This window comes from Chimaeribacter sp. YP20170169, from assembly GCF_056739715.1.
On the sequence record NZ_CP176824.1, the window covers coordinates 2,793,821 to 2,808,635 of the forward strand.

General features: G+C 58.2%; 14 protein-coding genes. 13 read left to right on the forward strand and 1 reads right to left on the reverse strand.

What is annotated here, in order from left to right:
* Positions 1–16: 16 nt before the first annotated feature.
* The gene (locus ACK3SD_RS12705; protein ID WP_137763895.1) at positions 17–496 is read right to left on the reverse strand and encodes a zinc ribbon-containing protein; all 480 of its coding nucleotides are present in this window, start codon (positions 494–496) and stop codon (positions 17–19) included.
* Between the two features lie 277 nt (positions 497–773).
* Between ACK3SD_RS12705 and leuS the strand changes: the two genes are divergently transcribed.
* From leuS to ACK3SD_RS12770, 13 genes are all read left to right on the forward strand, one after another.
* The gene (leuS, locus tag ACK3SD_RS12710; protein WP_481125723.1) at positions 774–3,356 is read left to right on the forward strand and encodes a leucine--tRNA ligase; all 2,583 of its coding nucleotides are present in this window, start codon (positions 774–776) and stop codon (positions 3,354–3,356) included.
* 14 nt (positions 3,357–3,370) lie between these two features.
* Positions 3,371–3,970, forward strand: coding sequence for an LPS assembly lipoprotein LptE (gene lptE, locus ACK3SD_RS12715; protein ID WP_481125724.1), 600 nt, complete (start codon positions 3,371–3,373; stop codon positions 3,968–3,970).
* On the forward strand, positions 3,967–4,995 hold the full coding sequence (gene holA / locus ACK3SD_RS12720) for a DNA polymerase III subunit delta (RefSeq protein WP_481125725.1): 1,029 nt from the start codon (positions 3,967–3,969) through the stop codon (positions 4,993–4,995). Before lptE ends, holA begins: the two co-directional genes overlap by 4 nt.
* 27 nt (positions 4,996–5,022) lie before the next feature.
* On the forward strand, positions 5,023–5,691 hold the full coding sequence (gene nadD / locus ACK3SD_RS12725; RefSeq protein ID WP_481125726.1) for a nicotinate-nucleotide adenylyltransferase: 669 nt from the start codon (positions 5,023–5,025) through the stop codon (positions 5,689–5,691).
* A 215-nt stretch (positions 5,692–5,906) separates the two neighbouring features.
* Complete coding sequence (rsfS, locus tag ACK3SD_RS12730; protein ID WP_137763900.1) at positions 5,907–6,224, forward strand: ribosome silencing factor; 318 nt, start codon at positions 5,907–5,909, stop codon at positions 6,222–6,224.
* Between the two features lie 3 nt (positions 6,225–6,227).
* Positions 6,228–6,698, forward strand: coding sequence for a 23S rRNA (pseudouridine(1915)-N(3))-methyltransferase RlmH (rlmH, locus tag ACK3SD_RS12735; RefSeq protein ID WP_137763901.1), 471 nt, complete (start codon positions 6,228–6,230; stop codon positions 6,696–6,698).
* 41 nt (positions 6,699–6,739) lie between these two features.
* Positions 6,740–8,644 (forward strand): peptidoglycan DD-transpeptidase MrdA, encoded by a 1,905-nt coding sequence (gene mrdA / locus ACK3SD_RS12740; protein ID WP_481125727.1) that lies wholly within the window; start codon positions 6,740–6,742, stop codon positions 8,642–8,644.
* Positions 8,645–9,757, forward strand: a complete 1,113-nt coding sequence (mrdB, locus tag ACK3SD_RS12745; RefSeq protein ID WP_137763903.1) for a peptidoglycan glycosyltransferase MrdB — start codon at positions 8,645–8,647, stop codon at positions 9,755–9,757. It abuts the gene before it with no gap.
* Between the two features lie 10 nt (positions 9,758–9,767).
* Positions 9,768–10,862, forward strand: a complete 1,095-nt coding sequence (rlpA, locus tag ACK3SD_RS12750) for an endolytic peptidoglycan transglycosylase RlpA (protein ID WP_481125728.1) — start codon at positions 9,768–9,770, stop codon at positions 10,860–10,862.
* A 178-nt stretch (positions 10,863–11,040) separates the two neighbouring features.
* Positions 11,041–12,252 carry a D-alanyl-D-alanine carboxypeptidase DacA gene (gene dacA, locus ACK3SD_RS12755; RefSeq protein WP_137763905.1) on the forward strand — a complete coding sequence of 404 codons (1,212 nt, stop codon included), beginning with the start codon at positions 11,041–11,043 and terminating at the stop codon, positions 12,250–12,252.
* A 103-nt stretch (positions 12,253–12,355) separates the two neighbouring features.
* Positions 12,356–12,619 carry a DUF493 family protein YbeD gene (gene ybeD / locus ACK3SD_RS12760; RefSeq protein WP_481125729.1) on the forward strand — a complete coding sequence of 88 codons (264 nt, stop codon included), beginning with the start codon at positions 12,356–12,358 and terminating at the stop codon, positions 12,617–12,619.
* A gap of 87 nt (positions 12,620–12,706) precedes the next feature.
* Positions 12,707–13,369, forward strand: a complete 663-nt coding sequence (gene lipB / locus ACK3SD_RS12765) for a lipoyl(octanoyl) transferase LipB (protein ID WP_481127552.1) — start codon at positions 12,707–12,709, stop codon at positions 13,367–13,369.
* 236 nt (positions 13,370–13,605) lie between these two features.
* Complete coding sequence (locus ACK3SD_RS12770) at positions 13,606–14,565, forward strand: YbeF family transcriptional regulator (RefSeq protein ID WP_481125730.1); 960 nt, start codon at positions 13,606–13,608, stop codon at positions 14,563–14,565.
* Positions 14,566–14,815: the final 250 nt, after the last annotated feature.

Consider the following 14,815-nt stretch of genomic DNA (forward strand, 5'->3'; position numbering starts at 1 on the left):
GCGCGGCCACTTTCCCCTAGGGCTGGAACGGCTTGCGGTTGAACTGGTCATGGCCACACTTCGGGCAGAGCGGCAGGATCTCTGGCGTGTAGATCGGCATGTGGTAGTGGCACTTCTCACACACCAAATTCCCCAACCCCACCACCTCGCCGGTGTGGTAGACGCCGTGGTGCGTCACATCCTTGAACACCTCGCGCCACTCCAATTGCGTTTTGTCGGTGATGTCCGCCAGCTCCTGCCACAGGCTCTCTTTGATCACGCGCATAAAGACGCTGTCAGTGAATTCGTCACTCTCCTGGTAGCTGCGGGCAAACTCCTCCAGATCGCGCCGCACCGCCTGCGTCACCTGGCGGATCTCCTCCTCGCTCAGGTCACCCGCGGTTCTCAGCCGCGCCTCCGCGCTGCGTACCAATGCGTCAATGTCACGATCGCCGCCCTTAATGCGCTCCGTTAGGGATGAAACCAGTTCACGGTAATAGTGTGCAACGTTACTCATACGATCCTCACTCTGTTCGGCGTAATCATGCTGCGGCCCGCCGGGCGCGCCTCTCCTGCTGTTCAGTTTAGTCGTAAACGCCTGATGTGATTCGGGGAAAATTCTGGCTTTACGGCCCCTTTCGCAAAATTGCCTGCCGGGCCGGGAGAAATACGCCCACGGCGGGCGCTGGGTGTTGTTGCGTCAGGCGCTTATCAGCTATGCTATGCGGATCTCTTTATATGAATCAGATAAGGCTACAGGCGTAGCTGTTTTCACTATAGGACCACCGGCCGCCATGCAAGAGCAATACCGCCCAGAAGACATAGAGTCAAACGTCCAGCTTCACTGGCAAGAGAAGCAAACTTTTAAGGTGACCGAGGATGCAACCAAGGAGAAGTACTACTGCCTCTCCATGCTGCCCTACCCTTCCGGCCGCCTCCACATGGGCCACGTGCGTAACTACACCATCGGCGATGTGATCTCCCGTTACCAGCGTATGCTGGGCAAAAACGTGCTCCAGCCCATCGGCTGGGATGCCTTCGGCCTGCCGGCTGAGGGTGCGGCAGTCAAAAACAACACCGCGCCCGCGCCCTGGACCTACGAAAACATTGAATATATGAAGAACCAGCTGAAAGTGCTGGGCTTCGGCTATGACTGGGATCGTGAAATCGCTACCTGCAAACCTGACTACTACCGTTGGGAGCAGTGGTTCTTCACCAAGCTCTATGAGAAGGGTCTGGTCTACAAGAAAACGTCCGCCGTGAACTGGTGCCCGCATGACCAGACCGTGCTGGCCAACGAGCAGGTTATCGAAGGGTGCTGCTGGCGCTGTGACACCAAGGTCGAGCGCAAAGAGATCCCCCAGTGGTTCATCAAGATCACCGACTACGCCGATCAACTGCTGAACGACCTGGATACGCTGGAGAGCTGGCCTGAGCAGGTCAAAACCATGCAGCGCAACTGGATCGGCCGTTCTGAAGGCGTGGAGATCACTTTCGACGTCGAAGAGAGTGAAGAGACGCTGACGGTCTACACCACCCGTCCTGACACCTTTATGGGCGTGACCTACGTGGCCGTTGCCGCGGGCCACCCGCTCTCCCTGCAAGCCGCCGCTGGCAACCCAGCGCTGGCTGACTTCATCGCCGAGTGCCGCAACACCAAGGTAGCAGAAGCCGATATGGCGACGATGGAGAAGAAGGGCATGGACACCGGGCTGGTTGCCATCCACCCGCTGACCGGCGAGAAAGTGGCGATTTGGATCGCTAACTTCGTACTGATGGAGTACGGCACCGGCGCGGTCATGGCAGTACCGGGCCACGACCAGCGCGACTGGGAGTTCGCTACCAAGTACAACCTACCGATCAAGCCGGTTATCCTGAATGCCGATGGCAGCGAGCCAGACCTGAGCGCGCAGGCGCAGACCGAGAAGGGCGTGCTGTTCAACTCTGGCGAGTTTGATGGCCTGGACTTCCAGCAGGGCTTCAACGCCATTGCTGACAAACTGGTCTCTCTGGGCCGCGGCCAGCGCAAGGTGAACTACCGTCTGCGTGACTGGGGCGTGTCGCGCCAGCGTTACTGGGGCGCGCCGATCCCGATGGTCACGCTGGAAGATGGCACCGTGATGCCAACGCCGGAAGACCAGCTGCCGGTGGTGCTGCCGGAGGATGTGGTGATGGATGGCATCACCAGTCCAATCAAGTCTGACCCGGAGTGGGCCAAAACCACCGTTAACGGCCAGCCAGCGCTGCGTGAGACTGACACCTTCGACACCTTCATGGAGTCCTCCTGGTACTACGCGCGCTACACCTGCCCGCAGTATGACCAAGGGATGCTGGATCCGGCCGCTGCCAACTACTGGCTGCCAGTGGATCAGTATGTGGGCGGCATTGAGCACGCCATCATGCACCTGATGTACTTCCGCTTCTTCCACAAGCTGATGCGCGACGCAGGGCTGGTGGACTCCGACGAGCCGGCCAAGCGCCTGCTGTGTCAGGGCATGGTGCTGGCAGACGCCTTCTACTACACCGGTGCCAACGGCGAGCGCAACTGGGTCTCCCCGATTGACGCCACCCTGGAGCGCGATGAGAAGGGCCGCATTATCAAGGCGACCGATCCAGAGGGCCGCGAGCTGGTCTATGCTGGCATGAGCAAGATGTCGAAGTCGAAAAACAACGGCATCGACCCGCAGGTGATGGTTGAGCGTTACGGCGCTGACACCGTGCGTCTGTTCATGATGTTCGCCTCCCCGGCTGAAATGACGCTGGAGTGGCAGGAGTCTGGCGTTGAGGGGGCCAACCGCTTCCTGAAGCGCGTCTGGAAACTGGCTTACGAGCATGTGGACAAGGGCACCGCGCAGCCGCTGGATGTCGCTGGCCTGAATGACGCACAGAAAGAGCTGCGCCGTGACCTGCACAAAACCATCGCCAAGGTGACCGATGACATCGGCCGCCGCCAGACCTTCAACACCGCGATCGCTGCCGTGATGGAGCTGATGAACAAGCTGGCCCGTGCCCCGCAGGAGAGCGAGCAGGATCGCGCACTGTTGCAGGAAGCGCTGCTGGCCGTGGTGCGGATGCTCTACCCGTTCACCCCGCACATCTGCTTCACCCTGTGGCAGGTACTGGGCGGCGAAGGCGACATCGACACCGCGCCGTGGCCGGTTGCCGATGAGAGCGCCATGGTCGAGGATTCGAAACTGGTGGTGGTGCAGGTTAACGGTAAAGTGCGCGGCAAAATCACCGTGCCCGCCGATGCGACAGAAGAGCAGGTGCGCGCGCGCGCCGGTCAGGAGCATCTGGTGGCCAAATATCTGGATGGCGTGACCATCCGTAAAGTGATCTATGTGCCCGGCAAACTGCTGAACCTGGTGGTAGGTTGAGACAAGGAGGCGTTGTGCGACATCGTTTGATGCTGCTGCTATTGGGGGTCGCCGTGCTGGTGACCTCTGGATGCGGCTTCCACCTTCGCGGCACCACCCAGGTGCCCGAGGAACTGAAAACCATGATGCTCGACAGCTACGATCCCTATGGCCCGCTCACGCGGGCCGTTCGTGAACAGCTGCGATTGAGTGATGTGAAGATTGTCCAGAAGTCCGCCCGCCAGGATCTGCCGTCGCTACGTATTGTCAGCTCGAACCAGAGCCAGGATACGGTCTCGATCTTCCAGGATGGTAAGACCGCTGAGTACCAGCTGGTGATGACGGTCGATGCCCAAGTCCTGCTGCCGGGCCACGATCTCTATCCGATTCAGGCCAAAGCCTTCCGCTCCTTCTTTGACAACCCGCTGACGGCGTTGGCCAAAGATGCCGAGCAAGACTTGATCCTGCAGGAGATGCGTGAGCAGGTAGCGCAACAGTTGGTGCGTAAGCTGCTGACCGTCCATGCCGCTGAGGCCGCCAAACCGCAGAAAGTCAGCTTGAGCGCCCCCGGTGCGGAGAGCACCCCGCCACCGGCCACGGATGCCCTTCAGCCTGCCAGCGTCCGCGCACAATGATTCGTCTCTACCCTGAACAACTTGCCGCGCAGCTCCGTGAGGGGCTGCGCGCCTGTTATCTGCTGTGCGGCAACGACCCGTTGCTGTTGCAGGAGAGCCAGGACCAGATCCGCGCGGCGGCCCAGCAAGCGGGGTTTAGCGAGCACTACAGCTTTGCGCTCGATAACCATACCGACTGGGACGCCATCTTCAGCGTCTGTCAGGCGCTGAGCCTCTTCTCCAGTCGCCAGACGCTTTTGCTGATGCTGCCGGAGAGCGGCCCCACGGCCCCGATCGGCGAACAGCTGGTGAAACTTGCCGGGCTGCTGCACCCGGATATCTTGCTGATGCTGCGCGCCCCGCGCCTGACACGGGCGCAGGAGAACAGCGCCTGGTACAAGGCAATGGGCAGTGCGGGCGGTGCCTGGGTCAGTTGCCAGACGCCAGAGCAGGCGCAACTGCCACGCTGGGTCGCCCAGCGGGCGGCGGCGATGAAGCTGTCGCTGGATGAGCCAGCCAACCAGCTGCTCTGCTACTGCTACGAGGGTAACCTGCTGGCGTTGGCGCAGGCGCTGGAGCGGCTCTCCCTGCTGTTCCCGGATGGCAAACTCACCCTGCCGCGCGTCGAGACCGCCGTCAATGACGCCGCCCACTTTACCCCTTATCACTGGTTGGATGCGCTGCTGGCTGGTAAGAGCAAGCGGGCGCTGCACATTCTTCACCAACTGCGGCTGGAGGAGAGCGAACCGGTGATCTTGCTGCGGACGCTGCAACGCGAGCTGTTGCTGCTGCTGACCTTGAAACGGGCTGGCGATGCCCAGCCGCTGCGGGCGCTGTTTGACCAGCACAAGGTGTGGCAGAACCGCCGCCCATTGATGACGCAGGCGCTGCAACGCCTCTCCCTGCCGCAACTGCACCAGTCCATCCGGCTGCTGGCGGATCTGGAGCGCACCCTCAAGCAGGATTATGGCCAGTCAGTGTGGCCGGAGCTGGAGACGCTCTCCCTGCTGCTGTGCGGCAAGGCGCTGCCTGCTATCTTTTACTGACCCCCCATCGCCACGAGACGGCTTGCTATGCCTGACACTACCCCTGCATCCCTGGCCCCTGTAGATGCCTTTTTTGGCGGCACCTTTGATCCCATCCACTACGGCCACCTGACACCGGTGGCGGCGCTGGCACGGCAAATCGGTTTGGCCAGCGTCACCCTGCTGCCGAACAACGTGCCGCCGCACCGCCCCCAGCCGGAGGCCAGCGCCCGCCAGCGCCTGCGGATGGTAGAGCTGGCGATCGCTGACCAGCCGCTGTTCCGGGTGGATGACCGGGAGTTGCAGCGCGAGACGCCCTCCTACACCATCGAGACGCTTGAAACGTTACGTAAAGAACGTGGCGCCCACGCGTCATTGGCGTTTATCATTGGGCAGGACTCACTGCTGTCGCTCTATAAGTGGCACCGTTGGGAGTCGCTGTTGGATGTGTGCCATCTGCTGGTGTGCGCCCGTCCCGGCTATCGCCAACAGCTTGATACCCCGCAGCTTCAGGCTTGGTTCGAGGCCCACCAGACCCCGGATGTCGCACAGTTGGCGACACGGCCCGCAGGCACGATTTTTTTGGCGGACACGCCGCTGGTTAATGTCTCGGCCACCGAGATCCGCCGGCGCCGCCATGCCGGGCAGAGCTGCGATCACCTGCTTCCGGCGGCAGTAGAACGCTTTATCGATTCACAGGGTTTATATCGCGAGTAGAATACCCATGTTATACTGCGCCGCTTAATTTCGGGTGTCCGCTCAGCCGTTTTCCATTTACATATAAATGGTTGATTTTTTGGCACAAAATAATCAAGCCCACCGGCACCCGGCCAACTATCTGTTACGGCATGGGGCCTCACCGCCCATCGCAGCCTGTGTGCTGCCATTGTGTGAACCCCATGCCACTCCACATACTACCCGAGGGGGAACCTTTGCAAGGTAAAGCGCTCCAAGATTTTGTTATTGATAAAATTGATGATTTGAAAGGTCAGGACATTATTTCCCTGGATGTGACTGGGAAATCCAGCATCACTGACTGCATGATCATCTGCACCGGCACCTCCAGCCGCCACGTGATGTCGATCGCTGGCCACGTTGTGGAAGAGGCCAAAGCCGCAGGCCTGGATACTCTGGGCGTGAAAGGCGTTAATGATACCGAGTGGATTGTGGTCGATCTGGGCGAAGTGATTGTGCACGTGATGCAGGAAGAGAGCCGCGCCCTGTACGAACTCGAAAAGCTCTGGAGTTAAGCGGTGAAGCTGCAACTGGTGGCGGTCGGCACCAAGATGCCGGACTGGGTCCAGACCGGCTTTATGGACTACCTGCGCCGCTTCCCGAAGGATATGCCGTTTGAATTGCTGGAGATCCCAGCAGGCAAGCGCGGAAAAAATGCGGACATCAAACGCATCCTGGAAAAAGAGGGTGAGCAGATGCTGGCGGCGGTCGGTAAAGGCAACCGCATAGTGACCCTGGATATTCCCGGCACCCGGTGGGAGACGCCGCACCTGGCGACCCAACTGGAGCGCTGGAAACAGGATGGCCGCGATGTCAGCCTGTTGATTGGCGGCCCCGAGGGGCTGGCGCCGGCCTGCAAGGCGGCAGCGGAGCAGAGCTGGTCGCTTTCGCCGCTGACGTTGCCACACCCGTTGGTCAGGGTGCTGGTGGCGGAGAGCCTGTACCGCGCCTGGAGCATTACCACCAATCACCCTTACCACCGCGAATAAACGGTCGGTGAATGTCAGCAGAGTGAACCATAAGTAGTGGGATGAAAATAGACCGTAACCCTTTTCGCGACTATTCGGCTGAATCGGCCCTGTTTGTCCGCCGCGCTCTGGTGGCATTCGCAGGCATTCTGCTCCTCAGCGGCATTCTGGTCGCCAACCTCTATAACCTGCAGATCCTGCGGTTTGAGGATTACCGCACCCGTTCCAATGAGAACCGCATCAAGCTGGTGCCGATTGCGCCCAGCCGCGGCATCATTTATGACCGGAACGGCACGCCGCTGGCGCTTAACCGCACCATCTACCAGCTGGAGCTGGTGCCGGAGAAGGTGGATAACCTGCAGGCGACGCTGGACCAGCTGCGGCCAGTGGTCAACCTGACGGATGAGGATATCGCCAACTTCCAGAAGGAGCGCAAACGTTCGCGCCGCTTCACCTCGATCGCCGTCAAAACCGCGCTGACCGAGGTGCAGGTGGCGCGCTTTGCGGTCAACCAGTTCCGCTTCCCCGGTGTGGAGGTCAAGGGCTACCAACGCCGCTACTACCCCTATAGCTCTGCCCTCACCCACGTGATTGGCTATGTGTCCAAGATCAACGACCGGGACGTCGAACGCCTGGACAAAGCCGGCATCCTGCCCAACTACGCCGCTACCCATGACATCGGCAAGCTGGGCATTGAGCGTTACTATGAGGATGTGCTGCACGGCAAAACCGGCTACGAAGAGGTCGAGGTCAACAACCGCGGCCGGGTGATCCGCCAGCTGCATGAGCAGCCGCCGCAGGCGGGCAAAGACATCACCCTGACGCTGGATCTCAACCTGCAAACCTACATCGAGCAGCTGCTGGCCGGCAGCCGCGCGGCGGTGGTGGTCACTGACCCGCGTGATGGCAGCATTCGGGCGCTGGTTTCCACCCCGAGCTACGATCCCAACCTGTTTGTGGATGGCATTTCGAGCAAGGATTACAAAGGCTTGCTGGAAGACGCCAACAAGCCTTTGATCAACCGTGCTACCCAAGGCGTCTATCCGCCAGCCTCCACGGTCAAGCCCTACATCGCCGTTTCGGCGCTCTCCGCTGGCGTCATCACCCGCAATACCAGTCTGTTTGACCCCGGCTGGTGGCAGTTGCCCGGCTCGGAGAAACGCTTCCGCGACTGGAAGAAGTGGGGCCACGGCCGGCTGAACGTCACGCGCTCGCTGGAGGAGTCGGCCGACACCTTCTTCTATCAGGTGGCCTACGACATGGGTATCGATCGCCTCTCCGAATGGATGGGCAAGTTTGGCTATGGGCACTACAGCGGCATTGACCTCTCTGAGGAGCGCTCCGGCAACATGCCGAACCGCGAATGGAAGTTCAAGCGCTTCAAAAAGCCGTGGTATCAGGGTGACACCATCCCGGTCGGCATCGGTCAGGGCTACTGGACGGCCACCCCAATCCAGATGGCGAAAGCGATGATGACCCTGATTAACGACGGCACGGTCAAAACGCCCCACCTGTTGCAGAGCACCCAGATAGATGGCAAGCCTTCGCCCTATCGCCAGGAGGAGAGTACCCATATTGGCGACATCCACTCCGGCTTCTGGGAGATTGCCAAAGATGGCATGTATGGCGTCGCCAACCGTGCCAACGGCACGGCACACAAAAGCTTTGCCGATGCCCCTTACCGGGCGGCGGCCAAATCCGGTACCGCTCAGGTCTTTGGCCTGCGGGAGAATGAGACTTACAACGCCCACAAGATCGCTGAGCGGCTGCGTGACCACAAGCTGATGACCGCGTTTGCCCCCTATGACAAACCGACGGTGGCCGTGGTGGTGATCCTGGAGAACGGCGGCGCCGGCCCGGCGGTCGGTACCATCACTCGCCAGATCCTCGACCATATCCTGCTGGGTGACAACAATACAGAGTTGCCGGACGCCGCCCCGTTGCCGCCCGGTACGGAAGGTGAATAAATGACTGAAGGGCAAAAGAAAGGCTCGCTGTGGGCCAAGCTGCATATTGATATGCCGCTGCTGCTGGTGATCATGGCGCTGCTGGCCTACAGCGCGTTCGTCATCTGGAGCGCCAGCGGCCAGGACATGGGCATGATGGAGCGCAAAATCGGCCAGATCGCGATGGGTCTGGTGATTATGCTGGTGATGGCGCAGATCCCACCGCGGGTCTATGAGAGCTGGGCGCCCTATCTCTACTTTGTCTGCGTGATTTTGCTGGTGATGGTTGATGCCTTCGGCCAGATCAGTAAGGGCGCACAGCGCTGGCTGGATCTGGGCATTGTGCGTTTCCAGCCCTCGGAGATTGCCAAAATTGCCGTGCCGCTGATGGTGGCGCGCTTCATCAACCGCGACGTCTGCCCACCTTCGTTGAAAAATACCGGCATCGCGCTGGCGCTGATCTTCATCCCGACCCTGCTGGTGGCGGCGCAGCCAGACCTTGGCACCTCAATCTTGATCGCCGCCTCCGGCCTGTTCGTGCTGTTCCTCTCCGGCATGAGCTGGAAACTGATTGGCGTCGCCGCGCTGCTGGTCGCCGCCTTCATCCCAATCCTCTGGTTCTTCCTGATGCATGACTACCAGCGCGACCGCGTCATGATGCTGCTTGACCCAGAGTCCGATCCGCTGGGCGCGGGCTACCACATTATCCAGTCGAAGATCGCCATCGGTTCTGGCGGGCTGTCCGGCAAGGGGTGGCTGCATGGCACCCAGTCGCAGCTGGAGTTCTTGCCCGAGCGCCACACTGACTTTATCTTCGCCGTGCTGGCGGAGGAGCTGGGGCTGGCGGGCGTGCTGATTCTGCTGGCGCTCTACCTCTGCCTGATCATGCGCGGGCTGGTGATCGCTGCCAACGCCCAAACCACCTTTGGCCGCGTAATGGCCGGCGGCCTGATGCTGATCCTGTTTGTCTATGTCTTCGTCAATATCGGCATGGTGAGTGGTATCCTGCCGGTGGTGGGCGTGCCGTTGCCGCTGGTCAGTTATGGCGGGTCGGCGTTGATTGTTCTGATGGCCGGGTTTGGTATCGTGATGTCGATACATACTCATCGCAAAATGTTGTCTAAAAATTTATAAGAGGTGAGCAATGCGTAAGCAGTGGCTATGGGTTGGCATCATGGGGGCGCTGTTGAGCGCCTGTACCACCGAGGTATCACAACAGCAGCCCGCCCCACAGCAGCCGGCCTACGCCGGCCCGGTGGAAGAAATTGGCGGCGCGGAGCCGCAGTATGAGCCTTACAGCCCCAACGCCAATCAGGACTACAGCGTCAACGGCAAGAGCTACAAAATTGTGCGCAACCCGCAGAATTTCAGCGAAACCGGGCTGGCGAGCTGGTATGCCTCCGAGGCCAGCGGTAACACCACGGCGCTGGGCGAGCCTTTCGATCCTAACGCGCTGACGGCGGCCCACCCCACCCTGCCGATCCCGAGCTACGTGCGCGTCACCAACCTCAGCAACGGCCGCCGCATTGTCGTGCGCATCAATGACCGTGGCCCCTTCCAGCCGGGGCGGATTATCGATCTCTCCAAGGCGGCCGGCGAGCGCCTGAATATTTCCAACAATACCAAGGTCAAAGTTGACTTTATCAACGTTGCGCCAGACGGCACACTCTCCGGCCCCGGCACCCTGGGGACTGTGGTCGCCAAGCAGAGTTATGCCCTGCCAAGCCGCCCGGAGTTGGGCAGCAGCGGCCTGGGCACCCCGATGCAGACGTTGGCTCCCACTGACGCGCCGGTACGTGCCATTGATAACAGCGCGCTCAGTGACGGCAGTATGGCGGAGGGAACCAGTTCGCCGGGCAATGCCAGCGGCGGGTTCCTGAATGCCCCGCGCCCGGTGCCACAGGGCATTCTGGAGAGCGATGAACCGGCTGCCCCGGTTGTTGCCGCGCCTGCGGCCGTAATGCCAGCCGCCGCCCCTGCCCCTGCCCCACGTGCTGCCGTGCCGCAGGCAGGTGGTTACATGGTTCAAGTGGGCGCCCTGAGCGACGCCCAACGCGCGCAACAGTTCCAACACAGCCTGAGCCAACAGTTTGGCGTGCCGGGCAAGGTCAATGCCGGCAGTGGCGTATACCGAGTGCAGCTGGGGCCGTTCAGTAGCCGCCAGCAGGCCGCAGCGCTGCAACAGCGGCTGGCCGGTGAGGCGCAGCAGCAATCCTTTATTGTGGCGGCTGGACAGTAATTGCTTGAAATATCTGCCATGCAGGTGGCGTTTGCATAGTGTGAAATATGCCTAATTTATTAAGTAAATCTATGTAAACGCCGCCTGCTATTCTGTTTGGCAGATGCTGGGAAATCGAGTGTCTGCTATAGTGTGGCACGTTTTTTCACTTACTTTCACGGATGTTGTAGTCCCGATCATGAAACATGTAACTACCTCGCGTTTACTGAAGAGCATCACTCTTGGCACCGTTCTGGCGCTTGGCGCGACTTCCGTCGCCAAGGCTGATGACGTCAACCTCAAAACAATGATCCCTGGCGTGCCGCAGATTGATGCGGAAGCGTATGTTTTGATCGATTACAACTCCGGTAAAGTGTTGGCAGAGATGAACGCCGACACCCGCCGCAACCCGGCCAGCCTGACCAAGATGATGACCAGCTATGTCATCGGCCAGGCCATTAAGGCCGGCAAGATCACGCCAAATGACGTGGTCACCATCAGCAAGGATGCCTGGGCCACTGGTAACCCGGAGTTCAAAGGCTCCTCCCTGATGTTCCTGAAGCCAGGTGACCGCGTGCCGGTCTCTGAGCTGAACCGCGGCATCATCCTGCAATCGGGCAACGACGCCTGCGTGGCGATGGCCGACTATGTGGCGGGCAGCCAGGACGCGTTCGTCGGCCTGATGAACAACTACGTCAAGGCGCTTGGGCTGCAAAACACCCAGTTCAAGACGGTGCACGGTCTGGACGCCGACGGCCAGTACAGCTCCGCGCGTGACATGGCGCTGATTGGTCAGGCACTGATCCGCGACGTGCCGGATGAGTACTCGACCTACCGCGAAAAAGAGTTCACCTTCAACAAGATCCGCCAGGTCAACCGCAACGGCCTGCTGTGGGACACCAGCCTGAACGTTGATGGCATCAAGACCGGCCACACCGAGGCGGCAGGTTACAACCTGGTGGCCTCCGCCACCGAAGGCCAGATGCGCCTGATCTCCGCGGTACTGGGCGGCCACACCTACAAGGGCCGTGAAGCAGAGAGCAAAAAGCTGCTGACTTGGGGCTTCCGTTTCTTTGAGACCGTCTCACCGTTGAAAGCAGGCAAAGAGTTCGCGTCTGAGCCGGTCTGGTTTGGTGATGCCGATCGCGTGGAATTGGGTGTGGACAAAGATCTCTACCTGACCATCCCGCGCGGCCGCATGAAAGACCTGAAGGCCAGTTACGTGCTGACCACGCCAGAGATCCACGCACCGCTGGCAAAAAATCAGGTGGTGGGCAGCATCAACTTCCAGCTTGACGGCAAGACCATCGACCAGCGCCCGCTGGTGGTGTTGAATGAAGTGAAAGAGGGTGGTTTCTTCGGCCGCCTGATTGACTACATCAAACTGATGTTCCACCACTGGTTCGGCTAAACGGCTTGAAACCGGGCGTTCTGCCCCCATATCATCATCATTGATTAACTCCTGCCCCGGCGGGAGTTATACTTTTTATTCACCGTAACAATCTGGAGCACACATGAAAACCAAACTGAACGAACTGCTCGAATTCCCCTGCCCGTTCACCTATAAAGTGATGGGGCTGGCGCAACCCGAGCTGGTTGACCAGGTGATTGAAGTGGTGCAACGCCATGCTCCGGGCGACTATTCCCCGCAGGTGAAACCGAGCAGCAAAGGCAACTACCACTCCGTCTCCATTACCATCACCGCCACCCACATTGAACAGGTTGAAACCCTGTACGAAGAGCTGGGCAACATTGATATTGTCCGCATGGTGCTGTAAATCACGCCCGCCGCAGAACGGAATCAGCCCGGCTGGTAGGCAAACAGGTCGCTGGTTATACTACTGCCATCATTTCTTTACCTTGTGATGACCAATTTGCAACAGAGTAACTTGATCGTCAGGCAGCTTGGCCTGCAACCCTACCAGCCTGTGTCTCAGGCAATGCACACCTTCACGAATTGTCGCACTGAAGAGACGCCCGACGAAATCTGGCTGGTGGAGCATCCGCCGGTCTTCACCCAAGGCCAGGCCGGCAAGGCGGAACATCTGTTGATGCCGGGGGAGATTCCGGTCATCCAAAGCGATCGCGGCGGCCAGGTGACTTACCACGGGCCGGGCCAGCAGGTGATGTATGTGCTGCTGGATCTGAAACGCAACAAACTGGGGGTACGCCAACTGGTGACGGCGATTGAGGAGACCGTGGTGCAGACGCTGGCCCACTTCGGCGTGACCGCCCATGCCCGCCCCGATGCGCCCGGTGTCTACGTTGGTGAGCAGAAGATCTGCTCCCTTGGCCTGCGTATCCGCAATGGCCGCTCCTTCCACGGTTTGGCGCTCAATATCGCGATGGATCTGGCCCCTTTCCTGCGCATCAATCCTTGCGGCTATGCCGGTATGCAGATGACCCAACTCAGCGCGCTGGTTCCCGGTATTACGCTGGCAGACGTCCAGCCAATCCTGCTTGACACCTTCGCCCACCAGGTTGGATTTCAACAAATTACCCTAAAGTCGTGGGAAGACAATATTTAAATTCAAACAAATAGGCATGGTGAATTAATTCATCATGCTCATTTAGATTTTAATTATCCTTATAAATTTATTCCTCCCATTTCATCACTATAAGTATTGGATCGCAAATTAAATCTCTCCTTTAGGCTAACTTAAGTTATAGTAAATCTGGTACGCTTCCCCGGCGAGTGAACTTACGTGATTAACTGACAGCGTTACCGAATAAAAAACGCCTTTTTTAATAGCGAGATGATTTTATGGATGAGAACAATATAAGTTCCAGCTTAAATAAATTGAGAAATATAGATCTCAATTTATTAACAGTTTTTGAGGCCGTCTATTTACATAATGGCATTGTAAACGCCGCCAAGGCGCTGAACCTGACGCCCTCCTCCATTAGCCAGTCAATCCAGAAACTGCGTAATACCTTTCCTGATCCCCTGTTTATTCGCTCTGGCAAGGGCATTACCCCCACCGCCTACGCCAAAAATCTGCACAATCACATCAGCCAGGGATTGGGCGCCATTATTACCGGTTTGGACTTCAGCCAGGATGTTCATAAGTCCCGGTTTGTTACTGTCAGTTGCCACCCCTATATCGGTTTGCTGGTATTACCCAGGGTCTATGAGCAACTGGTTGGTCTGAATGAAAATTATGTCCTGAAGCATCATGATATCCCTGATAATCAAGACATTCTTAATCAGTTTAATACGGATATCATGATAGATATAAAACCGTTATATAGTAAATCTATCGTTGGCGTAAAATTATTCTCAGAAAGATTCATCTGTATTTGCCATCAAAATCATCCGCGAATTGATAACCATCTTTCACTGGCTGACTCCGTCCACGAGAAATTCACTTTTATTGAAGTCAACGATATCCTACTGAAACAGAGCAAGCAGTCCATCGATCTAAACGAGACTAACCGCAATTTTGGCTTCCACACCTATAACGCCATGAACGCCATGCATATCGTGGCACACAGCGCGCTGGTAGGGTTTGTTCCAGAGCGATTATACGAGCTGTACCAACACGCCTACCCGCTAAAAAAAGTTACCAGCGATTTCGTGTTTGGTGATATGGACCTCTTCCTCTACTACAACCGGGCCTCCAGAAAAGATAAAACGCTGATGCAGCTGATTAACAACATCATTGAATCCTTCAATGGCGAGCAAGTGCCCCAGCTTGATCCACCGACAGAGGCCGCGAGCTAAGCCTCTCTTTACTCGTTGGCGTGACCAGAAACGCACAAAAAGGTAACATTTTTACAACACACTATTTCGTCACGCCATCAGAATCAAGCTGTTGATATTATTAGGTTAAAATAGGAACCTCACCGCTCATTGCCCCGTTTTCCCGGCAATATCCGCCGTTATGACCAGTTTTTGCCCCGGCAATCGACATTGAAGGGCTGAATGCTTACCGGCAAAAGTGATATAATTCCGGGCATATTTTCAAATTAAT

What these genes read in the sequence shown, in the direction of transcription:
- mrdA (WP_481125727.1), top strand. Translation starts at nt 6,740, where the DNA reads ATGAAAATAGACCGTAACCCTTTTCGCGACTATTCGGCTGAATCGGCC.
- ACK3SD_RS12770 (WP_481125730.1), top strand. Translation starts at nt 13,606, where the DNA reads ATGGATGAGAACAATATAAGTTCCAGCTTAAATAAATTGAGAAATATA.
- dacA (WP_137763905.1), top strand. Translation starts at nt 11,041, where the DNA reads ATGAAACATGTAACTACCTCGCGTTTACTGAAGAGCATCACTCTTGGC.
- mrdB (WP_137763903.1), top strand. Translation starts at nt 8,645, where the DNA reads ATGACTGAAGGGCAAAAGAAAGGCTCGCTGTGGGCCAAGCTGCATATT.
- rlpA (WP_481125728.1), top strand. Translation starts at nt 9,768, where the DNA reads ATGCGTAAGCAGTGGCTATGGGTTGGCATCATGGGGGCGCTGTTGAGC.
- ACK3SD_RS12705 (WP_137763895.1), bottom strand. Translation starts at nt 496, where the DNA reads ATGAGTAACGTTGCACACTATTACCGTGAACTGGTTTCATCCCTAACG.
- holA (WP_481125725.1), top strand. Translation starts at nt 3,967, where the DNA reads ATGATTCGTCTCTACCCTGAACAACTTGCCGCGCAGCTCCGTGAGGGG.
- lipB (WP_481127552.1), top strand. Translation starts at nt 12,707, where the DNA reads ATGACCAATTTGCAACAGAGTAACTTGATCGTCAGGCAGCTTGGCCTG.
- leuS (WP_481125723.1), top strand. Translation starts at nt 774, where the DNA reads ATGCAAGAGCAATACCGCCCAGAAGACATAGAGTCAAACGTCCAGCTT.
- ybeD (WP_481125729.1), top strand. Translation starts at nt 12,356, where the DNA reads ATGAAAACCAAACTGAACGAACTGCTCGAATTCCCCTGCCCGTTCACC.
- nadD (WP_481125726.1), top strand. Translation starts at nt 5,023, where the DNA reads ATGCCTGACACTACCCCTGCATCCCTGGCCCCTGTAGATGCCTTTTTT.